This window comes from Pseudomonas sp. FSL W5-0299, assembly GCF_005930655.1.
Taxonomy (GTDB): Bacteria; Pseudomonadota; Gammaproteobacteria; order Pseudomonadales; family Pseudomonadaceae; genus Aquipseudomonas; species Aquipseudomonas mandelii.
The window spans coordinates 76,123-102,932 of the sequence record NZ_RXHX01000017.1; the positions used below are offsets into that span (position 1 = coordinate 76,123).

Sequence of the window (26,810 nt, forward strand, 5' to 3'; positions counted from 1 at the left end):
CCTCACTGGGCAGCGAACTGCATTTCCGGAACGTGATCCGGCACGATCAGTTTACCGGCGGTCTTGGCGACAATCTCTTCGACGCTGACGCCCGGCGCACGTTCTTTGAGAATGAACGCGCCATTTTCGATTTCAAGGTAAGCCAGGTCGGTCAGCACACGCTTGATGCACCCGGCGCCGGTCAGCGGCAGGCTGCATTTGGACAGAAGCTTGGACTCACCGTCCTTGGACGCGTGGGTCATGATGACGATGATGTTGTCCGCGCCGGCCACCAGGTCCATGGCGCCGCCCATGCCCTTGACCAGTTTGCCGGGGATCATCCACGAGGCGATGTTGCCTTGCACGTCGACTTCAAAGGCGCCCAGCACGGTCAGGTCGACATGACCCCCGCGAATCATCGCGAAGGACTCGGCCGATGAGAAGATCGACGCGCCGATACGCGCGGTCACCGTTTGTTTGCCGGCGTTGATCATGTCGGCATCGATGGTTTCTTCAGTAGGAAAGGGGCCCATGCCGAGCAGGCCGTTTTCCGACTGCAGCATGACTTCCATGCCTTCAGGGATGTAGTTGGCAACGAGGGTCGGAATGCCGATGCCCAGGTTCACGTAAAAGCCGTCCTGCATTTCGCGGGCGACGCGTTGAGCCATTTGTTCGCGGGAAAGTGCCATTGTTATTTTTCCTTCAGGTCCGGGGGCTGGGGATCACTTACGCACGGTGCGCTGTTCGATGCGCTTCTCGAACGTGCCGCAAATGACTCGGTCGACGTAGATGCCAGGGGTATGGATCTGCGACGGTTCCAGCTCGCCGGGTTCGACGATTTCTTCGACTTCGACCACGGTGATCTTGCCGGCAGTGGCGGCCAGCGGGTTGAAGTTCTGGGCGGTGTGGCGATAGATCACGTTGCCGAAGTGGTCGGCTTTCCAGCCTTTGACGATGGCGAAGTCACCGGTGATGGATTCTTCCATCAGGTACTTGCGGCCATGGAATTCGCGCACTTCCTTGCCATCGGCAACCGGAGTGCCAACGCCGGTGGCGGTGAAGAAAGCGGGGATGCCGGCACCGCCAGCGCGCATTTTTTCGGCGAGGGTGCCTTGCGGGGTCAGGACGACTTCGATTTCGCCTTTGAGCAGTTGGTCTTCGAACAGTTTGTTCTCACCGACGTAGGAGGCCACCACTTTTCGAATCTGCCGGTCTTCCAGCAACACGCCGAGGCCGAAACCATCGACGCCGCAATTGTTGGAAACCACGGTGAGGTCACGGGTGCCCTTGCGCTTGATCTCGGCGATCAGGTTTTCCGGGATCCCGCACAGGCCGAAGCCGCCGGCGATCACAGTCATGCCGTCTTCAAGACCTGCCAGAGCTTCCTCATAGGAACTCACGCGCTTGTCGAAACCTGCCATATGCACCTCTTTTATTCTTTGTGGGCGGCTGGCTAGCCGTATGGGGTAGGAGTGTCTCGCTGGATGATTTATTTGTTAAGTTGATTTTTAAGGTTGATTGATAGATAAAACTCACCAATCACTTATCTTTAATACGTTGGAGCCCGCGCCCATGACAGTCAAGCAGATCCGCGCATTCCTGGCCGTGGCCCAGAGCCTGAGTTTCGCCGTGGCCTGCGAGCGGTTGCACCTGTCGCAATCGGCCTTGAGCCTGACCATCAAAGCGCTGGAGGAGGGGCTGGGCGGCCGGCTATTCACCCGCAACACACGTAATGTGGCGTTGACGGCGGAAGGCGAATCCCTGGTGCCCCTGGCTCGCCGGTTGATTGCGGATTGGGACAACGCCGAGGATGAACTGCGCCAGCGTTTCACCCTCCAGCGCGGGCGCGTGACCCTGGCGGCAATGCCGTCGTTTGCCGGCAATCTGCTGCCGCCGATCCTCAAGACTTTTCGCGCCCGTTATCCCAAGGTCAACGTCACGGTGAACGACGTGATCAACGAGCAAGTGCTGGAAATGGTGCGCGACCGGCAGGTGGAGCTGGGGGTGGCGTTTGAGCCGTCGCAGAGTTCATCGCTGGCATTCACGCCGTTGTATATGGACCGTTTCGTTGCGGTGGTGCCGGACGACTCTCCCTTGGCGCAACGGCATGACATTGATTGGCAGACGTTGCTCAAGGAACCGTTCATTACCTTGCAGCGTCCGTCGACGGTACGGGTGATGCTGGAAGAACACTTGCAGGCCCGGGGGATGAAATTGCCGGTGGAGTTTGAAAGCCATCAGTTGGCGACAGTGGGAAGGATGGTGGCCAGCGGATTGGGCGTCAGCGCCGTGCCAGCCCTGTGCGCCGGGCAGATGCGCGAGTTGGGCGCACGGTGCATTACCTTGCGCGACCCGGTGGTGGAGCGGGCGATCGGGGTGCTGACCAAGCCAGGAGTGGAACTGTCGGCGGCGGCGCAGGCGTTGTTCGATATCCTCAAAGCCGAGAATCTGGGCGAGCGAGTGTCCATGCCCTGATCACAATCCCCTGTAGGCGCGAGGATTGCCCGCGAAAAGGCCGGCGCCTTCAACATTGAAGTCGACTGACACGACGCCTTCGCGAGCAAGCTTCGCTCCTACAGAGGTTTAGGGTGATGAGGGGGAGAGGTGCTGTGCCAGCAAGGGCAACAGCTGTTCGCACGAGGCCTCAATCTTCATATCCAGGAGGTCATCTGCCCGGGTCTTGCCCAGATTGATCGCCATCAACGGCTTGCCCTGATCCACCACCACCCGGCACAAGCGAAACGCCGAATACGCCATCAACGAAGAGCCCACCACCAACAATCCCGCCGCCTGTTCCACCGCCGCCATGGCCTTGGCCGCCGTCACCTGCGCGACGTTCTCGCCAAAAAACACCACGTCCGGCTTCATCCGCTCACCCGCGCAATGCGGGCAGTGCGGCACCTGGAACCGCGCCTCGAACGCCGGATCCAGCAACGTGTCGCCATCCGGCGCCTGCACCGCATCGACCCCGGTCAGATAGGGATTCTGCGCCTCCATCAGGTGCTGGATCGAATCCCGCTCGCTGCGCTGTCCGCAGTCCAGGCACAGCACCCGGTGCAAGCTGCCGTGAAGTTCGATCACATCATGGCTGCCGGCCTGATCGTGCAAGGTGTCGACGTTCTGAGTGATCAGCCCGCTGATCTGCCGGCTGCTTTGCAGACTGGCCAGGGCTTCGTGGGCCACGTTCGGTTGAGCCTGGCGCACGCGCGGCCAGCCGAGCATTGCCCGCGCCCAATAGCGGCGCCGTGATTCCGGGGCCGACAGGAACTCCTGATACATCATCGGTTGCCGGCCACGCCGAACGCCCTCGTTGTCGCGGTAGTCTGGAATGCCCGACGGGGTGCTGATGCCGGCGCCGGTCAGGACCATGAACGGCTGCTCGGCCATCAGCTGCTGGAGCCGGTCGAGTTGTTCGCGGATGCGGCGGTCAAGCATGTTCAACACTCCGGGTCTCTTGAGTGTTTGCAGCGTAGCACTTGCCAACCTGCCGAATGCGAGCCCGTGAGCGGCGTGGTTATTTTCGCGCCTCCAGAATCAGGTTGAACGGCGTTTCCGTGGCCCGCCGGAAAGTCTTGAACCCCGCTTCGGTGAAGACCTTGCGCAACCGCGCTTCACCCGCCTGAGCGCCGAGCCCAAGGCCGACTTCCTGGGACAGCGAGTTCGGCGTGCAAATGAAGGTCGAGGCGGCGTAGAACAGCCGGCCAACCGGGGTGACGTTGTCGTCGAGCGAATCGTTGGCGAACGGTTCCACCAGCAGCACCGTGCCGTCCGGTTTCAGAGCGTCATAGGCGTGTTTCGCCGCGCCCACCGGGTCGCCCATGTCGTGCAGGCAGTCGAAATAGCAGATCAGGTCATAGTCGTCGCCGGGGAAGCTTTTCGCCGTGCCCTGAAAGAACCGCGCACGCCCGGACACGCCGCCTTCTTCGGCGCGCTGGGTCGCGACGGTGACGGACGGTGCGTGGTAGTCGAAGCCGACGAACCGCGAGTCCGGGAACGCCTGGGCCATGATCACCGTGGAGGCGCCGTGTCCGCAGCCGATGTCGGCGACTTTGGCGCCCGCCTGTAATTTGGCGACCACGCCTTCCAGGGCCGGCAGCCACTCGGCGATCAGGTGCGCTTTGTACCCTGGGCGGAAGAACCGCTCCGTGCCGCTGAACATGCACGGATGGTGATCGCCCCAGGCCAGGGCGCCGTTGCCGCGCATGGCGTTGACCAGTTTGTCCTTGTCATGGAAAAACGACGCGACCACCCCGATACCGCCGGCGATATAGACCGGCGAATCTTCGATCGCCAGCGCCAGGGCTTGCTCTTCGGGCAGGCGGAACTGGCCGCCCTCGTGTTCCATGTAACCGGACGCGGCGTGGGCGCTGAGCCATTCGCGCAGCAGGCGGGGGTTGCAGCCGGTCTTGTCGGCGAGTGCTTCAGGGGTGATCGGCTGACTGTCGGCCATGGCCCGGTACAGGCCGAGCTCTTCGCCGAGGATGACGTTGGCAAGCATCGCCGCGCCGCCCATGTCGTTCACCAGTTTGCCCATGAAGTCATTGAGTCTGGCCTCGTCCATCACATGTGCTCCTTCAGCAGGATCACGGTCCAGAGGCCTTGTTTATCGAGGCGTACACCTCTGGGCGGTGGTCGTGGGAATGAACAGGACGCTGTGCACGTCCCGCGTGCAGTAAGTTTAGTCCGAGCCCCGTGCGCGGCGGCCTGAAGCGACGAAAGCGCCATTCCCCAGGCCGACACAAATCCCTGTAGGAGCGAGGCTTGCCCGCGAAGTCGGAGTGTCAGTCGACAAAAGTATTGCCTGACACTCCGTCTTCGCGGGCAAGCCTCGCTCCTACAAGGATTTGCGATGTGTATCGCACTGTATCCAGCCGCCGTCCCGATACATTCCACTTCATTCGCGGCTCCCACCGAACACAGACCAGATACAAACCTGCGATGAACTGTAAAGGCTGCCCAACACCCGAAATCCGGGGCTGTCGAGGCACTTTTCAGGGTCGTCGCAACAGACGGCCGTCTTTGCTCGTGACTCCGTGAAGGGAACAATAATGACCACGCTCGTGCCTGAAACCGACCTGAAATCCGCTCCCGTCAACCATCTGCGCGTCGATCAGTACACCAACGGCCTCATTGGCCCCAGCCAGCCGATGCTCGGCCCACTCGCCGACGGCGGCACCCTGATCACCGGCACACCGCCGGGTTGCTGGGGCCCGATGATCACGCCCGCCTTCGAGGGCGGCCACGAAGTGACGCAACCGGTAGCCATCGCTGGCGCGGAAATCGGCGACGCCGTGGCGATCAAGATCAAGAGCATGCGCGTCACCTCGCTGGCGACGTCGTCCGGGGTCATGAGCTTCGTTGAGGGGCGCTACAACGGCGACCCGTTTGTCGCCAAATTTTGCTCCAAGTGCGGCACCGACCACCCGGCCAGTCATGTCGAAGGCATTGGCGAGGAGTCGATTCGCTGTAACAACTGCGGCGCCGAGGTCAGTGCGTTTCGCTTCAGCCATGGCTACGTGATCGTGTTCGATGCACAGAATCAGGTCAGCCTGACCGTCAACCAGGACGTCGCCAACCGACTGGCCGGCAATGCCTCTGAAATGTCGGCGCTGCCGGAATTCGCCGCCCAGCATTCGATCCTGTCTCTGGCCCGTGCCGACATCCCCGGGGTTGCCGCGCACATGCGCCCGTTCCTCGGCAACATCGGCACCACGCCGTCCCGTGACTTGCCCGATTCGCACAACTGCGCCGATTTCGGCCAATACCTGATCAACGCCCCACACCGTTTCGGCATGACCCGCGAAGAGCTGCACGCGGCCAAGACCGACGGCCACATGGACACCAACTCGATCCGCGAAGGCTGCGTGTTGATCTGCCCGGTGAAAGTGCCGGGGGCCGGTGTGTACATGGGCGACATGCATGCCCAGCAAGGCAACGGCGAGATCGCAGGGCACGCCACCGACTGCTCCGGGGAAACCGAAGTGGTGGTGCAAGTGGTGAAGAACCTGACCCTGGACGGGCCGATCCTCCTGCAAAACCTCGACGATCTGCCGCCGATGGCCCGGCCCATGAATGCCCGACAACGGCAGAAAGTCCGCGAACTGGGCGAGCGCTGGGGTCAGCATGAAATCGAGCAGAGCGGGCCGATCACCTTTATCGGCAGCGGCGAGAACCTCAACGTCGCCGTCGAGAACGGCTTGAAACGTGCCGCTTCGGTCACCGGTTTGCCGTATGACGAAGTGCTCAACCGCGCGACCATCACCGGCTCGATCGATATCAGCCGCCTGCCGGGCACCGTGCGCGTGACCTTCCTGTGCCCGATGAACGTGCTCGATCGCATCGGCATCGGCCATCTGGTACGCGAGAAATACGACCTGGCGTAACGCCTGCCGAAGGGGCTGTACCGGAGTGTGTACAGGCCCGTCGGCGATACAACCGCCACGATGTTCTGCCGGACCGGAACACAGCCCCGATACATCGCTTCGGTTAACTGTGACTCCGTACTGGCAACCCTTGAGATCGACACCATGCAGACCCCCATCACCTCAGCGAAAGCGACCGTCGGGCTTGGCTTGCGTCGCGGATTAATGAAGGACCTCCAGGCCGCCCGTACCGGCGATTTCGATTTCCTGGAAGTCGCGCCGGAAAACTGGATCGGCATCGGCGGCGCCCATGGCCATGCGCTGCGGGCCCTGGCCGAGCGTTTTCGGTTGTCTTGCCACGGCTTGTCGCTGTCGCTGGGTGGGCCGGCACCGCTGGACGTCGGGTTTTTGCAGGAAGTGCGGGTGTTCCTCGATCACTACAACGTGCCGCTGTACAGCGAGCACTTGAGTTATTGCAGCGATGACGGTCACCTTTACGACCTGTTGCCGTTGCCGTTTACCGAAGAAGCGGTGCACCACGTGTCCGCGCGAATTCGCCAGGCCCAGGACATTCTCGGCCGGCGCCTGGCGGTGGAAAACGTCTCCTACTACGCCGCGCCGCAGCAGGATATGGACGAAGTGACGTTCACCAACGCGGTGTTGCGTGAAGCCGATTGCGACCTGTTGCTGGACGTCAACAATGTCTACGTCAACTCGATCAACCATGGCTTCGATCCGCAGACCTTTCTGGCCGGCATCGATTCGGGCCGGGTGGTGGCGATGCACGTGGCCGGGCACTTCGATGAGTCCGACACGTTGAAAATCGACACCCATGGCGCGTCGGTGAAACCGGTGGTCTGGTCGTTGCTGGCCCAGGCCTACGCCCGGTTTGGCGCACAGCCGACATTGCTGGAGCGGGATTTCAACTTCCCCGCGTTCTCTGAACTGGTGACTGAATTGCAGACTATTCGTCGCTTGCAGGCCGAGGGGGTGAACCTTGGATAAGCCAGGCCTGTTTGACCAGCAAAACACATTGGGTCTGTACCTGCGTGACCCGGACCATTGCGCGCCGCCAGCCGGGATGGATGTGGCGCGGGCACGGGTTTACCGCGACCTGATTTTTTCCAACCTGTCGTTGTTGCTTAGCGGGACCTTTCCGGTGCTGATCAAGATTCTCGGTGATGAGCGCTGGCGTTCGCTGGTACGGATCTTCCTGCGGGACTGTCGTGCGCGTACCCCGAAATTCGGCGAAATCGCCCAGGAGTTTGTCGAGTTCCTGGCCTCGGAACCGAGTGCATTGAGCGAAGGTGTGTGGCCCCCGTTCATGGTGGAGTTGGCGCATTACGAGTGGGTCGAAATGGCGTTGCAACAGTCCGAAGCGGAGCCGTTGCCGCCGAGTGATGTGGCGTTGATTCTGGAGCGACCGTTGCAAGTTTCACCGCTGGCGTGGCCGTTGGCTTATGCCTGGCCGGTGCAGTTGGTGGGGCCGGATCATCAACCGGAAGCGCCACCGGTTCAACCGACTTTGCTGCTGGTGCGTCGGGCTGAAGACTGGAGTGTGAAATTTTCCGAGCTGAGCCCGCTGGCGTGGCGGTTGTTGCAGCGGATCGAGGAATTTCCCGAGCTGGACGGGCAGGCGCAGTTGGAAGGGCTGGCAGTGGAGGCGGGGGCCGTTGGATCGCCGGAGTTTATGGCGAGTGGCACGGCATTGTTGCGGCAGATGCATGGCGAAGGGGTGATTGGGTTTGCATGATCGTTCCCATGCTCTGCGTGGGAATGCCTCACCGGTCGCTCCGCGTCCGCTTCAGGGACGCGGGGCGTCCCGGGCTGCATTCCCACGCAGAGCGTGGGAACGATCACTGACAGGGGGTGGTGTCTATTTTATGGGGCGGAAAAGAAATACCGCGTCAGGTGAAAGAAAATCGGCGCCGCGAAGCAGATCGAATCCATCCGATCCAGCATGCCGCCATGCCCTTTGATCATGGTTCCCCAATCCTTCGCGCTCAGGCTGCGCTTGATGGCGGACATGACCAGCCCACCCAGAAAACCCATCACCACGATCACCAGCGACATCAGCAGCGACTGCCAGAAACTGAACGGGGTCATCCAGAACATGCACCCGCCAATCAACGTGGCCGACAGACCGCCACCGACCAAGCCTTCCACCGTTTTCGACGGACTCACCAGCGGCGCAACTTTGTGCTTGCCCAATAGTTTGCCGAACACGTACTGCAACACGTCACTCAGTTGCACGACGAACACGAGATAGAACAGCAGCAGCGCGTTCTGCCCCTTGAAACCTTCCAGGTCCAGCAGCAACAGGGCCGGCGCGTGGCTGATGCAGTAGACGCAAATCATCACCCCCCACTGAATCTTGGCCGCCCGTTCCAGAAAAGCGTCGGTGTCCTGGCTCAGCACCGCAATCGCCGGCAACAGCAGGAACGCGTACACCGGAATCAACAGGGTGAACAGCGAATACCAGTGCGTGCCGATCAGCACGTATTGCAGCGGGATCAGAATGAAGAACGCCGAAAACAGCGCGTTATGGTCGCCCAGCCGGGTCGGCGTCAGGGTAATGAACTCCCGGAGCGCGAACAGCGAAATGAAGCCGAACAGAATAACCGTCGCGTTCCCGCCCAGCAGGTAGGACACGAAGAAGATGATGACCATGCCCCACCAGGCATTCACCCGCTGGTTGAGGTTCTCGATGGTCGACATCGAGCTTTCTGTTTTGGCGCGCTTCGCCAGAATCCGGCCGATGACCGAAGCGATTGCCAGCAGGACGGCAATGGCGCCGAAGAACCACAAGAACTTTTCGTCAAGATTCATTCCGACAACCTCACAATCGCTTCACGCGCCCGATCCAGAAACACCTGTTTTTCCTCGCCACTGATCCGTGGCAGCGGGTCGCCAATACGGATCGTGCAGATGATGGGCAGCGGGACGTGTTTGCCTTTCGGCATGGAGCGATGCAGGTTTTCCAGGTAGATGGGCACCAGATCCACCTCGGGGAATGTCTCGGCCAAACGGTACAGCCCTGATTTGAAAGGACCGGGCAACGCCTCGCTGCCTCGGGTGCCTTCCGGAAAGATGATGATCGAATGGCCGGCCCGCACCACGTCGAAAATCGGCTCCAGCACGTTAACGCCGGGCGCCGGATTTCGCTCGATCAGCACTGCGTTCAGGCCTTTTTGCGAGATGTACGACAGAAATTTGTTCTTTCCCCAGTAATCCGCAGCGGCGACCGGTTTCACGTTCACCCGGGCTTCCGGGGGCAGCGCCGCGATGATTGCCAGGGTGTCCATGTGGCTGGAGTGATTGGCGAAATAGATGCGCTGGCGTGTCAGGTCCGGCGGGCTTTCCCATCGGGCGGTGACGCCGATCAGGAAGCGAAGAACAGAAATCAGCGCGTTACTGATCCACATGAGCATTCCCCTTGAGCTGGCGCGAGATGGCCAGCGTGCGCGTGACGCAGGTCGCGGCTGAACCGACAGCGATGACGACCAGCGCGATCAACAGCACGTAGTGAGTGCCATAAACGCTGGCTTCGACGGCATTCAACAGAAGGGCCACAGTCATCACGGCCATTCGATGCTGCTTGGCCATCGGGCCGATGAAACTCTGCTTCAGGCCAATCGAGCCGCCAAACACCCTGACATACGCCGTCAGTGCCGCAGCCAGCGCCGCAAACCAGCCGAGATCGGCGTAGCCGATGGCATACCCCAGCGCGACGATCAGCAGGCTGTCGGCAATGCGGTCGGGGAATTCGTTGTAGAGGCTGCCGATGTCGGATTTCTTGCCGCCCTCGATCGCCACCATGCCGTCGAAGAGGTTGCACAGCAGGCGCAATTGAATGCCGACGGCGCAGAGGATCGAGCCGATGAGCCCGTTATCAATATTCAATGCCACCGCCCCGGCGAGCGCGAAGGCGATGCTGGCGACGGAGATCTGATTGGGGGAGATGTCTCGTTTCACCAGAAGGTCGGTGATGTATTTCGCCCAGCCCGCAGAGCGCGTCTTGATGGGCCTTCGGTTGTCATCCATTTTGCCAATATCCATATAGGTGTCGGTTGCTATCAGGGCATCGCCGTCGGCTGCTGCACGACGGTGTCCGACAATATAAAGGCTTTCCTTGGCCTTTGTGTCTGTTTACTGACTGCCAGGTCGAAGCGGTAACTTCAACTCCGCACACAACCCGCCGCCCTCACGATTGCTCAACGTCAACGATCCCCCGAGCGCCAACGCCAATTGCTGCGCGATCGCCAGCCCCAACCCTGTGCCGCCGGTGCTGCGATTGCGCGAATTCTCAACCCGATAAAACGGTTCCATCACGTGGGTCAGTTCCTCTTCGGCAATGCCCGGTCCGCGATCCATGATCTTCACCGAGAGGCCGCCGTTTTTTGCTTCCACCCACAGCTCGGCGGCGCCGGCGAACTTCAGAGCGTTATCCGTCAGGTTTACCAGTACCCGCCGCAAGGCATGGGGCCGGGTGTCGATCACCGCGCCACTTTTGCCACCCAATGTCACGTCTTTGCCCACGTCCTGGTAGTCGAACACCAGGCTGTCGAGGAATGAATCGAGGTCGGTGCGGCGGCTTTCTTCGGTGGCGCCGTGAACGCTGCGGGCATAGGCCACGCCTTCGCGCACCAGGTGCTCCATCTCACTGAGATCGCTCCACAGTTTGTCTTTTTCGCTGCAGTCGTCCATGAATTCGGCGCGCAGTTTCATGCGGGTGATCGGGGTTTGCAGGTCGTGGGAAATCGCCGCCAGCAGTTGCATGCGCTCTTTCAAGTACGCGGCGATGCGTGCCTGCATCGAATTGAAGGCGATGGCGGCATGGGCGACTTCGGTCGGGCCTTTTTCGTCCAGGTGCACCGCGTGGGTGTTGGGATCAAGGTTGTCCACGGCCTCGGCAAGGCGGGTGAGGGGGCGGATGGCGATTCTCACCGCCAGCCAGGTGCAGAGGATCATCAGCGCCAACTGGCCCAGCAGAACGATGGGCAACCACGGCGACAACGGCACCATCGATGGCCTGACGTCGATGGTCACCGGGCTGCCGTCCGCGAGTTTCAGGTGCACCTGAAAGTGTTTCTGTTCGCCGGGAATGTCCGTCACGGTCATCGGGTAATCCTTGCCGATGGCGTCCTTGATCGATGTCATCGCGATGGGCGTGTCGCTCATGGCCACGCCCGGCGAACCTTCGTCGAGCAAATAACGGTAGTTGCGGCGGTTCAGTTGTTGCAGCCAACCCATGCGTTCTTCGGCTGGCAAGCGGTCAAGAATGGCGATGGAGGTCGAGACGTCGGTTTCCAGATTGCCAAGCATGGTGTTTTTTGCGCTTTCGTAACGCTCGTAATACTGCGCGCCAAAGGACAGCGCCTGCGCCAGGATCAGGCCAATCAGAAAGATCAGCGAGAGGCGCGAGGCCAGGGTGCGGGGCCAACGAAGGGTGAGGTTCATGACGGCGCACCGAGCACTTCCACCGGCAGCGAAAACACATAGCCCTCACTGCGCACGGTTTTGATGTAGGCCGGTTCGCGGGCATCGTCCAGCAAGCGCTGGCGCAAGCGGCTGACCAGCAAATCGATGGAACGGTCAAACAGATCGGCGTCGCGGCCCTGGGTCAGATTGAGCAACTGGTCGCGATTGAGCACCCGCTGCGGGTGATCGAGGAACACCCGCAGCAATCGGTATTCCGCACCGCTGAGCGCGACCATGGTGCCGTCTTCGTCCAGCAAGTGCCGGGCCGAGGTGTCCAGGCGCCAGCGCCCGAACGCCAGCAGGCGACCGCTTTCGGTGACCACCAGGTTTGGCGGCAGCATCCGCGTGCGGCGCAGTACGGCGTTGATTCGCGCGAGCAGTTCACGGGCGGCGAACGGCTTGACCAGGTAATCGTCGGCGCCCATTTCCAGGCCGATGATGCGGTCGGTTTCGTCGTTGCGGGCAGTGAGCATCAGCACCGGCGTGGCCTTGTGTTTGCCGGCGCGCAACTCGCGGCAGAGCATCAGGCCGTCGTCGCCCGGCATCATGATGTCGAGCACGATCAGGTCCACCGGCGTGGACTCAAGGAAGCTGCGCATCTGGCGTCCATCGGCGACGACCGTGGTGCGCAGGCCGTTCTTCTTGAGGTAGTTGCCTACCAGTTCCCGGATCTCGCGGTCATCGTCCACGATGAGAATGTGATCGACGTGTTCCATGGGGGCCAAGCCTCTATCAATGGGGGATGTTGCGCAGTCTATCGGGCCTTGGCCCGCTCGCCCGCAGCCCTTTGTATTGCAGTGTATCTGGCGTAGCGACGGATACATGCAAAGGCAAAAATGCGGTTTTCCAGGGGTTTTGTATCGCTCTGTATCAGGGGCCGGCTTTGATACGTACCGATTTACACACGGCTGTTTTCGACACAGACGAGATACCTCGCGAGCTTCTAATGGGTTCCATCGAGGCAACCCACACCGCCTCTGCTCAATCGAACGACCTACCCATTGAAGCCTTGAGGAAACCGCCATGAACACCAAAGCCATCTACGCCGCTTGCCTGTTTGCCGCCCTGAACATCTGCACCTTGTCGGCCCGCGCCGAAGCCGCCGATGTCAGCGCCAAAACCTACACCTACGGCACCCACCTTGACATCAAGAAAGTGCTGTCGCTGAAAGAAGACGCCGCGCCTTCCTGCGGGGTTGTGAATGCCCAGCTGACCTACCTCGATTCCCAGCACAAAACCCAGGTGCTGGATTACCGCAAATTTGCTGACGGCTGCAACGCGGACAACTGAGTCCTTCGCGGACCGATTGCCAACCCCCTTTGAAACAGGAAGAACACCATGAACAACGTCACCCGCTTTTTGACCGCTGTTGCTTTCTCCGCAGCCGGCGCGGCTGCCCATGCCAATGCCGCTGTTGAACAGAAAAGCTGTGGCAGTGCGACCTGCTTCCAGCTGACGCCGGTGGCCGAGCAGGGCGCTCATGCCTTCCTTGCACAGGACGGCTCGAGCCGCACGCCTCAAGGTCAGCTACAGGAAAACCAGAAGGCCTGATGCCCGAACCCTGTTTTGTGAACACCACAATTCCAGTGTAGGAGCGAGCCTGCTCGCGATGGCGGAGTGTCAATCGACATCAGTGTTATCTGACACACCGCCATCGCGAGCAGGCTCACTCCTACAGGGGGTAGGTGGTGTGTCGTTCTTCTCTATTTCAAGGTGATTACCATGTTTCTCATCGCTTTTCTGGGCGGCATATTGACCGTCCTCAGCCCCTGTATCCTCCCGGTGGTGCCGTTCCTGTTCGCCGGTGTCAAACGCACCCGTTCATCCATTCTGCTGACCCTCGGCGGCATGGTCCTGACCTTTGCCCTGATCGCCAGCCTGGCCGTGGTCAGCAGCGAATGGGTGGTGCAAGCCAACAACACCGGTCGTCACGTCGCGCTCTTCGTGATGGGATTGTTTGCTCTGTCGCTGATTTCCGCCCGTGTCGGTGACTGGATGGCCCGTCCGTTCGTGGCGCTGGGCAATCGCCTTGATCCCGACACCCGCAAAATGTCCGGCCCGCTGGGTTCGGTCATGATCGGTGTGGCGACAGGGCTGCTCTGGGCTCCGTGTGCCGGACCGATCCTCGGGGTGATTCTCACCGGCGCCATGCTCCAGGGTGCGAACGCACAGACCAGCCTGTTGCTGCTGGCCTACGGCCTGGGCAGCGCACTGTCCCTGGGGACCTTGATCTTCGCCGGTCGCGGTTTGGTCAATCGCTTGAAAGTGTCGATCCCGGTCACTGGTTGGTTGCGTCGTGGTGCCGGTGTTGCCGTGCTGGCGACCGTGGCGGTGATTTCCACCGGTGCCGACCGGACACTGTTGGCCGGCACCTCGTCCGAAGGCGTCAGCAGCCTCGAGAAGGGCGTGATGGAAACCGTGCCGAAAGTCGTCGACTACTTCGTCAGCAAGGTCAGGGCCGACTCCATGGACAACGCCCAGGGTGCCATGCCGTCGCTGTCCGGTGCCGTCCAGTGGCTGAACTCGCCAGCGCTGAGCAATGATTCGCTCAAAGGCAAAGTGGTGCTGGTGGACTTCTGGACCTACGACTGCATCAACTGCCAGCACACCCTGCCGTATGTGAAGGACTGGGCGAAAAAATACGAGAAGGATGGCCTGGTGGTCGTCGGCGTCCACACCCCTGAATACGGTTACGAGCGCATCATCGACAACGTCAAGGACCAGGTGAAAAAGCTCGGCATCACCTACCCGGTGGCCATCGACAACAACTACGCGATCTGGCGCGCCTTCGACAACCAGTACTGGCCCGCTCACTACCTGATCGACGCCAAGGGTCAGGTGCGTTACACCCACTTCGGTGAAGGCGCCTACGAAACCCAGGAAAAGATGATTCAGCAACTGCTGGAAGAGGCCAAGGCACCTTCGGCGTAACCCTCGCCATCAATGGCTCACAGGCTGCGTGCCGCGGGCCATTGGTTTTTTCTCCTGATTGCGCCGCCACGCCGCGGGTGGCGCACCGTACTCTCGACGAAAGGCACGGCTGAAGGCCGTGTCGGTCTGGTAGCCCACCTCTTCGGCAATCCGCATCAACGAACTGTTACTGCTGCGTAACAGGTTCGCCGCCAGCAACATCCGCCACTGCGTCAGGTACTGCATCGGCGAACTCCCCACCAACTGCGCAAAGCGTTCCGCCAACACCGACCTTGAGGTGCCGGCGGTTCGCGCCAGTTCATCCAGGGTCCAGGCGTGACAGGGTTTTTTGTGCAGCGCATTCAGGGCGGCACCGACGATCCGGTCACCCACACCGGCCAGCCAGCCGGTCCGGCCTTCACCGCGTTCGTTCATGTACAGGCGCAACACCTCGATGAACAACACCTCGGCCAGTTTCGCCAACACACCTTCGCCCCCGGGCCTGGGCGAGCGTGCTTCGGCCAACGCATAACGCACCGATGATTCCAGCCAGATTCCGGCATTGGAGCCGCGCACATTGACCCGGACCACCGCCGGCAATCCCGTCAGCAACATGCCCGCCAACCGCGTATCGCAGGCCAGATAACCGCACACCAGCCGCGTGACCGCGCCGCCTCCGCCGTAACTCAGTTGCCGGGGACGGCGCGCCAGCACCACGTCCAGCCGCTTGCCGGTGACCGGCGTCAGCCCCGGTTGCGAGCTCATGCGATGGGCATCGCCCTGAGGGAACACCACCACATCGCCGGCGGTCAGGCGCAGCGGCGCAGCGTTTCCCATCTCGACATAGCACTCGCCTTCGGTGATCAGGTGGAATATCACCACCCGCTCGGCACCGGGCTCCAGAAAGGGGGCCGCCGTGTCGGCACTGGGCGACTGGTAGCACCAGGGTGCCGTGAACCTGGCATTGATGAAAATCGCGCCGACCAGGCGGACGACGCGCAGGGTTTGGGACAGGGCGTCCATGGTGACTTCCCATGCGACTAAGGGCTTTCTGATTGTGAGCGCGTTGCCGGGTAACGTGAATTCTCCGGACGATCGGGCAGTGTTGCCCGACGATCGGGCAGGACGCCGGCCCGCGCCGGAGCGATAGTTTGCCTACAGGGCCACTGCCGACCCTGTCATCAATAACAAGACTGAGAGGTTGCCATGCCAAAGTTCGTCATAGAACGCGAGATTCCAGGTGCTGGAACACTGTCAGAAAGGGATTTGAAAGCCGCTTCGCAAAAGTCCTGCCGGGCATTGCGCGACTTGCCGCAGGTGCAGTGGCTTCAGAGTTATGTCACGGGTGACAAGTTGTACTGCGTATACATCTCGCCGAGCGAAGCGCTGATCCAGGAGCACGCGAGGCAGAGCGGTTTCCCGGCCAACCGCATTTCCCAGGTCACTCACATCATCGATCCGACCACGGCGGAGTAAGCCGGGCCCGCGTTCCAATCCTTACGGAGCAGATTTAATGAGTACCCCCCTTGATCTCACTGCCCTGAAAAACCGCCAGATGGCCTCCTGGGCCAGCGGCGACTACGCCGTGATCGGCACCACCCTGCAAATTGTCGGCGAGCAACTGGCTGAAGCCTGTGACTTGCTCTGCGACGAACGCGTGCTGGACGTGGCCGCCGGCAACGGTAATGCGACGCTCGCCGCCGCACGCCGAGGCTGCAACGTCACCTCGACCGACTACGTGGCGGCGCTGCTGGAGCGCGGCGAAGACCGGGCCCGGGCCGAGCGCCTGGAGGTGACCTTCCAGGTCGCCGACGCCGAGGCGCTGCCGTTCGAAGACGCCAGCTTCGATGCGGTGCTCTCGACCTTCGGCGTGATGTTCACGCCGGATCAGGCCAAAGCGGCTTCAGAACTGGCGCGGGTCTGCCGTCCTGGCGGTCGCATCGGCCTGGCCAACTGGACGCCTGAAGGTTTTGTCGGCCAGATGTTCAAGACCCTGGGCAAACACCTGCCGCCACCGCCAGGCGCACAACCGCCTTCAAACTGGGGAACCGAAGCCTGGTTGCACTCGCACTTCGATGAGCGTGACTTTCAGGTCCAGGTGACGCGCCGCACCTTCAACTTCCGTTATCGCTCGGCGGCGCACTTCATCGACACGTTTCGCACCTGGTACGGCCCGGTCCACAAGGCCTTCGCGGCGCTGTCTCCCGAGGGAGCCCAAGCCTTTGAAAGCGACCTGACTGAGCTGATCAACCGGATGAACAGAGCGGGAGAGAAATCGGTGGTGGTGCCGAGTGAATACCTGGAGGTCGTCATCACCCGACGTTAACCAGACAACACAAACCCCTGTAGGAGCGAGGCTTGCCCGCGAAGACGGAGCGTCAGGCAACATCGTTGTCGACTGATACTCCGTCTTCGCGGGCAAGCCTCGCTCCTACAGGGGATGCGGTGTTTTGTAGAGGGCGTTACTCATCCACCCGCTCGGTGTACACCACCCACACGCTGCAGGGCATTTTGTACAGCAGGTGTTCCACTGTGCTGCCGATCAACCGGCCCAGACCGCGATGGCCGACCCGGCCCATGACGATCACGTCGACGTCGTAGGCGTCGACATAGCGGGTCAGGACCTTGGCCGGGTTTCCCATGATCATGTGCCGCTGCTCGGGCGCGATGCCGTTGCGCTCGGCCAATTCATTGAAGGCGTCCTCCTGGTAGTCGAACAGGGTCTTGGCCTTGCCGGAATTGAAAAACGCCGAGCCGTTGTCAAAGCCGAACTCGTCTGCGCTGATCGAGGAAAGGTCATAGGCGTAGACCACGTCCAGCTCGGCGTTACAGGCACTCGCCAGTTTCGACGCTTCGTGCAGGATCCGGTCATTGAACGTTTTGTAGTGATCATCGCGATGAAAAGGATCGACCGCCGCGACAACCTTGCGTGGCAGGGCGTGAACGGCATGGCTGACAAAATGCAGCGGCACCGGGCATTCACGCAGCAAATGCACGTCGAGCGGGGTAAACAACAACCGCGACAGCAGTGATTCGTGCTCCAGCGCCTTGATCAGCACGTCCATCGGCTGCTCTTTGAGGTGAATCAGGATTTCTTCCAGCGGGCGTTCGACCCACGCCACCTCGGTGGTGACGTGGACGCCGATCTTACGCAGGGGACGGGCCTGTTCTTCGAGCCACTGGCGGTGTCGATCGACGTAGCCCAGACGCATTTGTTCCAAGGCCTTTTCGTTGACCAGGCTGGCGGTGGCCAAGCCTTCCAGGTAATCGAACGCCACGATGTGCAACGCCGCATCTTCAGCCTTGGCCAGCGCCGCGGCTCTGTCGAAGGCGGGGCTGTGTTCCATCAGTGGCGAGGCGACCAGCATGAAGCGTGATTGACCAGACATGTCGAACCTCCCGCGTCGTTCAATCCCCTAAGTATTGACCATGATCGACCTCCCGTCCGTCAGACCGGCGCAGGTTGGGTGGGCGTGGCAGTCAGAGGGAGGTCAGTCGCCGTTCCATGATGACCGTGCGCTCGGCTTCGTGGAATTCGTCGCGGACTTTTCGAAAGCCCAGCTTGAAGTAGAAGGCTTCTGCGGTGATGGAGGAGGGGACGCGCAAGACCTCGATTTTGGCTTCGGCGGCGATGGACTCGATCGTGGCCATCAATTGCCTCCCGAGGCCGCGTCCTTGTTGAGTAGGGTCGACAAAGACGCTGCGCACCACATCGCGATCAAGGCTGGCCGTGGCCACGATATGACTGTCGATCATTGCGACGAAGACCTGGCGTTGGGTCAGCAGCGTGCGAATGGACTCGGTGGAAAAGCTCTTTTCCACCTGCTCGATGATGTCGGGTGGGTAGTCCAGGGCATTGGACTGGCGCAGCGACTGGATGATGACCTGGCTGATGGCGGACGCGTCAGCTGCGGTGGCGGGCCGTATTTGCGGTTTCATGGTGCTACCTCAGTCCTTTGAACATCCAATTCCCCTGTGGGGGCGAGCCTGCTCGCGATGGCTGAGTGTCAGTCGACATCTACATCGGCTGGAAAGCAGTCATCGCTAGCAGGCTAGCTCCCACAGGGATCTAGGCAATCTGTGCGCCGCGTGCTGCCAGCAACTCCCGCAACACAGAACGATGGCAATGCGCTTCATCCTCGCAATAACACCCAACCGCCAGCGCGGTTTGATGGGAGAGGGCGGCCAGCAGATCCAGCAGTTGACTGGGCGCCGGGTGGTTCATTTCCGCCTTGAACTTGCGCCGAAAGGCTTCCCAGGCTTTGTCATCGGTGGCCGCTTTGGCTTCGGCCACCAGTTCCGCACTCGGCGACAGCAGTGGCTGCCACACATCATAAAAGTCCCGACGGGCGAACTCGGCCTTCGGTACACCACGAGGGGGGCGGCGTACCGTGCCGATCCGCAACCCTTCATCAGGCAGGCGCGGCGAGCCGAGTCGAACGATATGGATGGCCATGCTGCGTTACTTTTGGCGCGATCCGTCGAACCACTCCATAGCGGTGCGCCAGATGCAGATCCCCAGGAAGTAAGCCGACATCAGCAGCCAAAGCCCCATGACCATCGGGTTGATGACCGGGTGATTGACCACCAGCGACAAGCTGCACAGCAGCCAGATGGCGGTCACGGCGATGTTGATCGGCATGAACTTGCGCACGCGGAACGGGTGCAGGAACTTCATGCGGGTCACGGTCAGCAAGGCCAGGCCAATGATCGTCAGGAAGGTAATCCACGGCGACGGGGCAATGATGTACAGGCACAGGGCCACGACGTTCCAGGCGGCGGGGAAGCCCTGGAAGTAATTGTCTTTGCTTTTCATGTTGACGTTGCAGAAGCAAAACAGCGACGAAACCAGAATCAGCGACACGGTCAGCAGCAGCGTGTAGTCCGGCAAGGGGATGTAGCGATAGATGAACAGCGCGGGGATGAACACATACGTCAGGTAGTCGATCACCAGATCGAGAATCGATCCATCGAAACTCGGCAACACCGACTGCACATTGACCTTGCGTGCCAGGGCACCGTCCAGCCCATCGACGATCAGGGCTACGCCCAGCCACAGCAGGCAGTTGGTGGCCTGATTTTCCAGCAAGGCGAGGGTGGCGAGGAAGGCTGTGACCACGCCGGTGGCGGTAAAACCATGGGCGCCCCATGCTTTGAGTCTGGCGATGTGTAGGGTGGATATCACGGGGGGCGTTCTCCAGAAAGATGAAGCAAGCCAGTCATCACCCTCATTATCAAGGGCGGCGGCAAACCGGTTCGGTTGCAGGTATCGACCGGAAATCCGGGAATAAGGTTCACCGCCAGTAAATCTTAGCTGGGCCGGCAAAAAATACTTTGGATTAATCTGCAGTGCTGTTCACTGAACACTGGCACACAGGCTTACCCGTTTTTGTGGCGAGGGAGCTTGCTCCCGCCGGGCTGCGTAGCGGCCCCCAAAAAAAAATGTGGCAGCAATGCCGGTTTTTGTGAGTGCTATGCACTCAAGTGGGAGCAAGCTCCCTCGCCACAGGCCAAACGGTAATGGCGCATTTGCCGGCGAGGACTATTGTTGCCTGACCGGGTCACTCCCATCGATGAGGACGTCGTCATGAACACCAGCGATTTGCTCGAACAACTCCTGCGGGCCGGCCAGGGCTCCAGGGAGCGACAGGGTGGCGCATCTGCCCAGGGCGGCATCGACGGCGGTCTGGGCGGGTTGCTTGGCGGCTTGTTGGGCGGTGGCGGTGGTTCAGCCATGGGCGGGGGCGGATTGGGTGGTTTGCTCGGTGGCCTGCTCGGCGGCGGCTCACCGCTGGGCGGCTCGACCCGGACCCGCTCAAGTGGCGGCACCAACTATGCGGCCCTGGCGTCGCTCGGGATGATGGCCTTCCAGGCGTATCAGGCATGGCAACGCAGTCAGGCGGCTGCGCCGCAACAGGCACCGCGCACCGTAGACCTTTTGTCCGGCCCGGAAGTCGAGGAGCACAGCCATGCTGTGCTGCGGGCGTTGATTGCTGCAGCGAAGGCCGATGGCCGGATCGACGACGCCGAGAAACAGATGATCAGTACCGAACTGGGCCGCCACACCGACGACCCGCAATTGCAGCAATGGCTGGATGACGAAGTGGCCCGGCCGCTGGATGCCGCCGATGTGGCGCAGTCGGCGACGGATCCTGGCATGGCGTCAGAGATGTACCTGGCCAGCGTGATGCTGGTGGACGATCAGCAGGATGCCGAGCGCAACTATCTGGATGAGCTGGCGGCGGCGCTGAAGATTGACCCTGAGCTGCAAGTGCATCTGGAGCAGCAGGCCAAGGGTGGTGCGGTTTAGGGGCCCGTTAAACCGGGTTGTCTTTCAGGCCGCCTTCGTTAGCAGGCCAGCTCCCACAGTGGATTTGCGGTGTGCGCAAGGTCCCTGTGGGCGCTAGCCTGCTAGCGAAGAACGATAACGCGGTCAAACTGCCGGTTTGGGCACCAGGAAAATAACCCCGTACGCTTCGGCAATCTCCAGTATCCGCGGTAAATCCTCCGGTACCCTTAATTGATCCACCGCCGCAAAAAACTGCCCGCCCCGCGGATCCGACACCACGCCGATCATCTTCGCGGTAGGGCTGATGTTCTTGTAGGCATGGATCGAACCCCCGGGGATATGCACATACCCCCCGGCCGAGACGGTGGTGGACTTGCCCGCCACGGTCACTTCGACCTGGCCGTCGACCACATAGAACGCCTCGTCCCACGGATGAAAGTGCAGCGGCGGCCCTCCACCTTGCACGCCTTCCTGAATATGCATCTCAAAGGGCTTGCTGAGGTCGCCGCCCGCGAGGATGGTGATCGCCTCGCCCACGACATTTACGGGTGCCGGCGATTGCTCGATGACGTGCACCGTTCGCATGATTGCTCTCCGAAGATGACCCCGCACCCGCTGATTATAGGCCGCGTGCACCGGGCGGGCGGTGCTGCACAGGTCCGTCCGTCAGGGCGATTTCAACGTCGATTGAATTTTTCTCCGGGCAAATCGCTCTGCTGATGTAGAGACGTGTTGATTCAACGTCCTGCCACTGGCCTTAGACCGAGAGATGCGCCCATGACTGCCCTGACACGACTTGAATCGCGGCCCGCCCACGAACACCCGATACCGGCCGCCGGGAGCCTTAAACAAGCCTATGAACACCTGCTGCTGGGCGTCGACCCCGAGCAACGGCGCGCTCTGGCGCGGAGCTTTCTCGAAGTGCAGCTGGAACACGCCACCCACTTGCCTCAAGAAATGCCAACGGACCTGTCGGCCCTGCAATCGTTCGTCGAACACCACAGCGTCGACGTTGCCCGCCAATACGCCGACTACCTGCAACAACGCAAAGAAGGCGGGCCCCGGCAGTTTTTCACTAACAAGGCCCACGCGCTGTTTTTCCTGCAAGCCGTGGCCCCGACCAAACTGGTCGACGGCGCCTGGTTGTACGGCCTGTTGCGTCAGTGGCGCGACCCGCGTTTCGAAGGGCTGATCTGCACCTATCTGGAAGAGCTCGGCGACGGCAACCCGGCGCAGAATCATGTGGTGATCTACCGCAAGCTGCTCGCCGAGCATGGTCTGCAAGACCCTGGGGTGATCGCCGACGAGCATTACCTGCAGGGCGCGATACAACTGGCGCTGGGCGAATCCGCCGATGAGTTTTTGCCGGAGGTGATCGGCTACAACCTGGGCTACGAACAGCTGCCGTTGCACCTGCTGGTCAGCGCCTATGAACTCAGCGAATTGGGCATCGATCCGTATTACTTCACCCTGCACGTGACCATCGACAACGCCAGCACCGGCCACGCGCAAAAAGCCGTGCAGTCGGTGCTGCAACTGCTGCCGGTGGAAGGCGATCGCGAAGACTTTCTGCGCCGGGTCGCGCTGGGTTATCGACTCAATGATCTGGGGCAGGGCAGTCGCGCGATCATCGAGTCGTTCGACCTCGACGCCGAGCTGCTCAACATGCTTGAGCGCAAGCGTCCGTTCGGCCAGCACATGCATTCCGACTACTGCCGTTTTGAAGGCAAGACCGTCAACCAATGGCTGTCCGCGCCGGAGCAGTTGCCAGGGTTCCTTGCCGCCATGGAAAAAAAGGGCTGGATCAAGCGCGGACAGGATCCTCAGGCCAGTCGCTTCTGGCAGTTGATCGAGGGGGATGGTGCCGCCATGTTCGGAGTATTCAGCCCCTATGAAAAACAGCTGCTGCATGACTGGATTGCCGGCAACTGGACGCCTGAGCGCTCAGCCACAGCAGTTCGCCGGGGCACGAGTGTCGCGACAGAACCGCCAGTGCCCGACAACGACCCGGATATCCAGAGCCTGCAAACCTCGCTGGAGGGGCTTGCCGCACACGAGCAGATGCCGGTGCTGATCCCGTGGCTGTCGGCCCATCGGCATTCCCATCCAGCCGGCCTGATGGCCACGCGACGGTTCATCGAACTCAAATCCAGCCTGCGATAGGAGCACGGCATGAATCAGGAAGAACAACTGAGCGCTGCCGATCTGGCGCTGGTGCAGCTGGGGCGCCGTTTGCAGGCCGATGGTTACCGGTTTATCACCCCGACGCCGCTCACGCACCAGCGGGTCAACGACCGTGCCTTTGGGCAAAACGCCCGGACCTTGCGCGACGTGTTCGGCTGGTCGCGCTCATTCGAACCGGGCCTGCTGTCGACCGATGAACAGCGGCAGTTGCAGGAGGCGGGCGTGCTGCAAGAAAGCAACGGCCGACTGAAAAGCCGTGTGCGCTGGTCCAGCCTCGATGATTTGTTGTTCGTGCACTCGGGGTTTCCCACCGACGCGGCGGACGCGGTGTTTTTCGGACCGGACAGCTACCGGTTTGCGCAGCTGATCCACGCTCATCTTCAACAATCCTTCGCGCCGATCCGGCGCGCCGTCGACATTGGTTGCGGCGCGGGTGTCGGGGCGATTGTGATTGCCCGCGCACGCCGTGAAGCCGAGGTGCTGGCCGTCGATATCAATCCCGCGGCGCTGCGTTTGACGGCGGTCAACGCGGCCCTGGCGGAAGTCGCTAACGTCACGGTCGAGGCCAGCGATGTGCTGCAGGACGTCGACGGCCAGTTCGACCTGATCGTCGCCAATCCGCCCTACATGGCCGACCCCACCGAGCGCGCTTACCGGCATGGTGGCGGCGCTCTCGGTGCGCAGTTATCGTTGCGCATTGTCGAGCAGGCATTGCTTCGACTGGCGCCCGGTGGCTCTTTGGTGCTGTACACCGGGGTGGCAATGATCGATGGCCAGGATCCGTTTCTTGAGGCACTGACCCCGCGCCTTGAATCGCCGATGTTCGGCTGGACCTATCGCGAACTCGATCCCGATGTGTTCGGTGAAGAGTTGCTGACGCCCGGCTATCAACGGGTGGAGCGGATTGCGGTCGTGGCCTTGATCGTCACGCGCATCGGCCCCGGCATTGGGGGACGCGTCGAGCCAACAGGTGCGCCATGAACAAGAATCTGGATGATTACAACCGCATGCGCGATTTTTCGGCGACCTCTGAGCCCGCCGCGAAACGTTCAGGCAAGAAAGCTGCGAAAGACCATGCCTTGCAGTTCTGTATCCAGAAGCACGATGCCTCGCGGTTGCACTATGACTTTCGCCTGGAACTCGATGGCGCACTGAAAAGCTGGGCCGTGCCGAAAGGCCCTTCGCTGGACCCCAAGGTCAAGCGCCTGGCAGTCCACGTTGAAGACCATCCGATCGATTACGCCACGTTCGAGGGAAGTATTCCGGAAGGGCATTACGGTGCCGGCGATGTGATTGTCTGGGACCGGGGCGTGTGGATCCCCCAGGAAGATCCGGCCAAGGCCTATGCCAAAGGCAAGCTCAAGTTCGAGCTGCAAGGCGAGAAACTCGGCGGCTTGTGGAACCTGGTCCGCACGCACATGCCGGGCAAGCAGGAGCAGTGGTTTCTGATCAAGCATCAGGACAGCGCGGCGAAACCCGAGAGTGATTACGACGTGGTCGCCGCCGAGCCCGACAGCGTGCTCAGTGACCGCACCATTGTCCCTAAAAAGGCCAAGACCGCCGCCAAGCCCAAACCGGTGAAGAAGCCGGCGCGCAAGGTCGCGGCTAAACAGCGGTCGGCGCAACTCACCGGGGCTCACAAGGCCAAGCTGCCCGACCAGCTCAAACCGGAATTGGCGACGCTGGTGGAAAAAGCCCCGCCGGGCGAGTGGAGCTATGAGATCAAGTTCGACGGCTACCGGATCATGGCGCGCATCGACCACGACGAGGTGAAACTCTTCACCCGCAACGGCCACGACTGGACCCACAAATTGCCGAAACAGGCCGAGGCGCTGGCCGCTCTGGGCCTGGAGTCCGCCTGGCTCGACGGTGAGATGGTGGTGGCTAACGAGCAGGGTGTGCCGGACTTTCAGGCGCTGCAAAATGCCTTTGAATCCAATCGCAGCGGCAACATCCTTTATTACCTGTTCGACATGCCTTACCTCAATGGCGTGGACCTGCGCGAGGTGCCGGTCGAGGAGCGGCGGGTCGCGCTGGCAACGGTGCTCAAACCCAATAAAGATCCTTTGCTGCGCTTCTCCGACGCGTTCGGCGAGGAGCCGGAAGCCTTGCTCAACAGTGCCTGCCAAATGCAGATGGAAGGGCTGATCGGCAAGCGCCTGGGGTCGCCTTATGTGTCACGGCGCAGCAGTGACTGGATCAAGCTCAAGTGCAAACATCGGCAGGAATTCGTCGTGGTCGGGTTCACCGATCCCCAAGGTGCGCGCAATGCCTTCGGCGCGTTGCTGTTGGGATTGCATGATCGGGACAGTGGCGAGTTGCGCTACGCTGGCAAGGTCGGCACCGGTTTCAACGAGACCACGCTCAAGCACATTTATGAACAGCTCAAACCGTTGCAGGTGAAAAAACCGGCGGTGGTCAATCCGCCGACCGGTTTCGACGCCAAGGGTGTGCATTGGCTCAAACCGGTGTTGCTCGCCGAAGTCGCGTTCGCCGAGATGACCAAGGACGGGTCGGTGCGCCATGCCGTATTCCATGGCTTGCGCGATGACAAGCCCGCCGAAGACATCACCGAGGAGCGTGCGAAAGCCGTGAAAGCCCAGACCAGCAGGAAATCCGCCGCTGACAAACCGGCCACCGCGACGAAAAAGAAACCGGCCAAGGCAGCGCCCGCGCCCTCACAAGTCGGCCTCGGCGACGGCAAAGTGCGCATCACCCACCCGGACCGGGTGATCGATGCGAGCAGCGGCACCACCAAAGTGCAGCTGGCGGAGTATTACGCCAGCGTCGCCGAATGGATTCTGCCCGAACTCAAGGATCGGCCGGTGGCGCTGGTGCGCGCCCCGGATGGCATTGCGGGCGAGCTGTTCTTTCAGAAAAACGCCGAGCGCCTGGCCATTCCGGGCATCACCACGCTGGACAAGGACGTCACCGGCCAACCGGTGATGATCATCAACAACGCCGAAGCGCTGATTGGCGCCGTGCAGATGAGTACTGTGGAACTGCACACCTGGAACGCTACCACGGAGAATCTCGACAAACCTGACCGCTTCGTTCTCGACCTCGACCCGGACCCGGCGCTGCCGTGGAAAAGCATGGTCGAGGCGACTCAGCTGACGCTGTCGGTGCTGGATGAACTGGGGCTCAAGGCCTTCCTCAAGACCAGCGGCGGCAAGGGGATTCACCTGGTGGTGCCGCTGACCCGCAAGCACGGTTGGGACGAGGTGAAGGACTTCAGCCACGCAATTGTCAGCCACATGGCGAAGTTGCTGCCGGAGCGCTTTTCGGCGGTGTCAGGGCCGAAGAATCGCGTCGGGCGGATCTTCATCGATTACCTGCGCAATGGACTGGGTGCCACTACCATCTGCGCCTATGCCGCCCGCACCCGCGAAGGGTTGCCGGTGTCAGTGCCGATTTTTCGGGAAGAGGTGGCAGAGCTCAAGGGCGGTAATCAGTGGAATATCCACAACGTGCAGGAACGACTGGCTGAAGTGGGTGATGAACCTTGGGCGGACTTGAAGAAAACCCGGCAAACCATCACCGCCGACATGCGTCGGCGGGTCGGAATGAAAAAATAGCGTCTTGGTTAGTCGCGCTCTTTGCAG

General features: G+C 61.2%; 28 protein-coding genes. 13 read left to right on the forward strand and 15 right to left on the reverse strand.

The features are described from left to right. Positions 1–2: 2 nt before the first annotated feature. Positions 3–668, reverse strand: coding sequence for a CoA transferase subunit B (locus FHL16_RS20085; protein WP_010455523.1), 666 nt, complete (start codon positions 666–668; stop codon positions 3–5). A 33-nt stretch (positions 669–701) separates the two neighbouring features. Further along, positions 702–1,400 carry a CoA transferase subunit A gene (locus tag FHL16_RS20090; RefSeq protein ID WP_010455522.1) on the reverse strand — a complete coding sequence of 233 codons (699 nt, stop codon included), beginning with the start codon at positions 1,398–1,400 and terminating at the stop codon, positions 702–704. Between the two features lie 151 nt (positions 1,401–1,551). Here FHL16_RS20090 and FHL16_RS20095 point away from each other — a divergent pair, with 151 nt between their 5' ends. After that, on the forward strand, positions 1,552–2,454 hold the full coding sequence (locus FHL16_RS20095) for a LysR family transcriptional regulator (protein WP_077749088.1): 903 nt from the start codon (positions 1,552–1,554) through the stop codon (positions 2,452–2,454). A gap of 108 nt (positions 2,455–2,562) precedes the next feature. On the opposite strand, the gene FHL16_RS20100 is transcribed toward FHL16_RS20095, so the two are convergent. Together FHL16_RS20100 and FHL16_RS20105 are read right to left on the reverse strand one after the other, a co-directional pair. Then, complete coding sequence (locus tag FHL16_RS20100) at positions 2,563–3,414, reverse strand: NAD-dependent protein deacetylase (protein WP_010455520.1); 852 nt, start codon at positions 3,412–3,414, stop codon at positions 2,563–2,565. A 79-nt stretch (positions 3,415–3,493) separates the two neighbouring features. Further along, entirely contained in the window at positions 3,494–4,540 is a 1,047-nt protein-coding gene (locus FHL16_RS20105; RefSeq protein WP_010455519.1) for a class I SAM-dependent methyltransferase, read from the reverse strand. 487 nt (positions 4,541–5,027) lie between these two features. On the opposite strand from FHL16_RS20105, the gene FHL16_RS20110 reads away from it, so the two are divergent. From FHL16_RS20110 to FHL16_RS20120, 3 genes are all read left to right on the forward strand, one after another. Further along, the gene (locus FHL16_RS20110; protein ID WP_077749089.1) at positions 5,028–6,362 is read left to right on the forward strand and encodes an acetamidase/formamidase family protein; all 1,335 of its coding nucleotides are present in this window, start codon (positions 5,028–5,030) and stop codon (positions 6,360–6,362) included. Between the two features lie 144 nt (positions 6,363–6,506). Further along, a complete protein-coding gene (locus FHL16_RS20115; RefSeq protein ID WP_077749090.1) occupies positions 6,507–7,346 on the forward strand; it encodes an HvfB family MNIO-type RiPP peptide maturase in 840 nt (279 codons plus the stop codon). After that, complete coding sequence (locus FHL16_RS20120; protein WP_077749091.1) at positions 7,339–8,094, forward strand: HvfC family RiPP maturation protein; 756 nt, start codon at positions 7,339–7,341, stop codon at positions 8,092–8,094. The genes FHL16_RS20115 and FHL16_RS20120 overlap by 8 nt, the downstream gene beginning before the upstream one ends. A gap of 128 nt (positions 8,095–8,222) precedes the next feature. On the opposite strand, the gene FHL16_RS20125 is transcribed toward FHL16_RS20120, so the two are convergent. The 5 genes from FHL16_RS20125 to FHL16_RS20145 form a co-directional block, all read right to left on the reverse strand. Then, positions 8,223–9,170: a phosphatidate cytidylyltransferase gene (locus FHL16_RS20125; protein WP_010455511.1), complete on the reverse strand. Its 948-nt coding sequence runs from the start codon at positions 9,168–9,170 to the stop codon at positions 8,223–8,225. Next, positions 9,167–9,766 (reverse strand): lysophospholipid acyltransferase family protein, encoded by a 600-nt coding sequence (locus tag FHL16_RS20130; RefSeq protein ID WP_077749092.1) that lies wholly within the window; start codon positions 9,764–9,766, stop codon positions 9,167–9,169. Before FHL16_RS20130 ends, FHL16_RS20125 begins: the two co-directional genes overlap by 4 nt. Further along, entirely contained in the window at positions 9,753–10,385 is a 633-nt protein-coding gene (locus FHL16_RS20135) for a CDP-alcohol phosphatidyltransferase family protein (protein ID WP_077749093.1), read from the reverse strand. Before FHL16_RS20135 ends, FHL16_RS20130 begins: the two co-directional genes overlap by 14 nt. Before the next feature lie 105 nt (positions 10,386–10,490). After that, positions 10,491–11,801, reverse strand: a complete 1,311-nt coding sequence (locus FHL16_RS20140) for a sensor histidine kinase (protein ID WP_077749094.1) — start codon at positions 11,799–11,801, stop codon at positions 10,491–10,493. Continuing rightward, positions 11,798–12,538, reverse strand: a complete 741-nt coding sequence (locus FHL16_RS20145) for a response regulator (RefSeq protein WP_010455506.1) — start codon at positions 12,536–12,538, stop codon at positions 11,798–11,800. The genes FHL16_RS20140 and FHL16_RS20145 overlap by 4 nt, the downstream gene beginning before the upstream one ends. Positions 12,539–12,845: 307 nt before the next feature. Between FHL16_RS20145 and FHL16_RS20150 the strand changes: the two genes are divergently transcribed. The 3 genes from FHL16_RS20150 to FHL16_RS20160 all read left to right on the forward strand — a co-directional run bounded on the left by FHL16_RS20150 (position 12,846) and on the right by FHL16_RS20160 (position 14,753). Beyond that, entirely contained in the window at positions 12,846–13,112 is a 267-nt protein-coding gene (locus tag FHL16_RS20150) for a DUF2790 domain-containing protein (protein WP_077749095.1), read from the forward strand. Positions 13,113–13,160: 48 nt separating this feature from the next. Next, the gene (locus FHL16_RS20155; RefSeq protein ID WP_010455503.1) at positions 13,161–13,373 is read left to right on the forward strand and encodes a hypothetical protein; all 213 of its coding nucleotides are present in this window, start codon (positions 13,161–13,163) and stop codon (positions 13,371–13,373) included. A 171-nt stretch (positions 13,374–13,544) separates the two neighbouring features. Then, a complete protein-coding gene (locus FHL16_RS20160) occupies positions 13,545–14,753 on the forward strand; it encodes a cytochrome c biogenesis protein DipZ (protein WP_077749096.1) in 1,209 nt (402 codons plus the stop codon). A 9-nt stretch (positions 14,754–14,762) separates the two neighbouring features. On the opposite strand, the gene FHL16_RS20165 is transcribed toward FHL16_RS20160, so the two are convergent. Next, positions 14,763–15,755: an AraC family transcriptional regulator gene (locus FHL16_RS20165; RefSeq protein WP_010455501.1), complete on the reverse strand. Its 993-nt coding sequence runs from the start codon at positions 15,753–15,755 to the stop codon at positions 14,763–14,765. A 183-nt stretch (positions 15,756–15,938) separates the two neighbouring features. Here FHL16_RS20165 and FHL16_RS20170 point away from each other — a divergent pair, with 183 nt between their 5' ends. Further along, on the forward strand, positions 15,939–16,208 hold the full coding sequence (locus FHL16_RS20170; RefSeq protein WP_077749097.1) for a DUF4242 domain-containing protein: 270 nt from the start codon (positions 15,939–15,941) through the stop codon (positions 16,206–16,208). Between the two features lie 37 nt (positions 16,209–16,245). Then, positions 16,246–17,058 carry a class I SAM-dependent methyltransferase gene (locus FHL16_RS20175; protein WP_077749098.1) on the forward strand — a complete coding sequence of 271 codons (813 nt, stop codon included), beginning with the start codon at positions 16,246–16,248 and terminating at the stop codon, positions 17,056–17,058. Positions 17,059–17,194: 136 nt separating this feature from the next. On the opposite strand, the gene FHL16_RS20180 is transcribed toward FHL16_RS20175, so the two are convergent. The 4 genes from FHL16_RS20180 to pcsA all read right to left on the reverse strand — a co-directional run bounded on the left by FHL16_RS20180 (position 17,195) and on the right by pcsA (position 19,917). Further along, entirely contained in the window at positions 17,195–18,121 is a 927-nt protein-coding gene (locus tag FHL16_RS20180) for a universal stress protein (RefSeq protein ID WP_010455496.1), read from the reverse strand. Positions 18,122–18,212: 91 nt separating this feature from the next. Then, positions 18,213–18,671: a GNAT family N-acetyltransferase gene (locus FHL16_RS20185; RefSeq protein ID WP_077749099.1), complete on the reverse strand. Its 459-nt coding sequence runs from the start codon at positions 18,669–18,671 to the stop codon at positions 18,213–18,215. A gap of 130 nt (positions 18,672–18,801) precedes the next feature. Continuing rightward, the gene (locus FHL16_RS20190) at positions 18,802–19,188 is read right to left on the reverse strand and encodes a DUF488 domain-containing protein (protein WP_010455492.1); all 387 of its coding nucleotides are present in this window, start codon (positions 19,186–19,188) and stop codon (positions 18,802–18,804) included. A 6-nt stretch (positions 19,189–19,194) separates the two neighbouring features. Continuing rightward, the gene (gene pcsA, locus FHL16_RS20195; protein WP_010455490.1) at positions 19,195–19,917 is read right to left on the reverse strand and encodes a phosphatidylcholine synthase; all 723 of its coding nucleotides are present in this window, start codon (positions 19,915–19,917) and stop codon (positions 19,195–19,197) included. A gap of 402 nt (positions 19,918–20,319) precedes the next feature. Here pcsA and FHL16_RS20200 point away from each other — a divergent pair, with 402 nt between their 5' ends. Further along, positions 20,320–21,042, forward strand: a complete 723-nt coding sequence (locus FHL16_RS20200; protein ID WP_077749100.1) for a tellurite resistance TerB family protein — start codon at positions 20,320–20,322, stop codon at positions 21,040–21,042. A gap of 123 nt (positions 21,043–21,165) precedes the next feature. Here the strand turns inward: FHL16_RS20200 and FHL16_RS20205 are convergent, their stop codons facing one another. After that, positions 21,166–21,606 carry a cupin domain-containing protein gene (locus tag FHL16_RS20205; protein WP_077749101.1) on the reverse strand — a complete coding sequence of 147 codons (441 nt, stop codon included), beginning with the start codon at positions 21,604–21,606 and terminating at the stop codon, positions 21,166–21,168. A 192-nt stretch (positions 21,607–21,798) separates the two neighbouring features. On the opposite strand from FHL16_RS20205, the gene FHL16_RS20210 reads away from it, so the two are divergent. The 3 genes from FHL16_RS20210 to ligD are packed head-to-tail and all read left to right on the forward strand — an operon-like array spanning position 21,799 to position 26,783. After that, entirely contained in the window at positions 21,799–23,184 is a 1,386-nt protein-coding gene (locus tag FHL16_RS20210; RefSeq protein WP_077749102.1) for an iron-containing redox enzyme family protein, read from the forward strand. Positions 23,185–23,193: 9 nt separating this feature from the next. After that, positions 23,194–24,186, forward strand: coding sequence for a methyltransferase (locus tag FHL16_RS20215; RefSeq protein ID WP_077749103.1), 993 nt, complete (start codon positions 23,194–23,196; stop codon positions 24,184–24,186). Then, positions 24,183–26,783 carry a DNA ligase D gene (gene ligD / locus FHL16_RS20220; protein WP_077749104.1) on the forward strand — a complete coding sequence of 867 codons (2,601 nt, stop codon included), beginning with the start codon at positions 24,183–24,185 and terminating at the stop codon, positions 26,781–26,783. Before FHL16_RS20215 ends, ligD begins: the two co-directional genes overlap by 4 nt. Positions 26,784–26,810 lie beyond the last annotated feature (27 nt).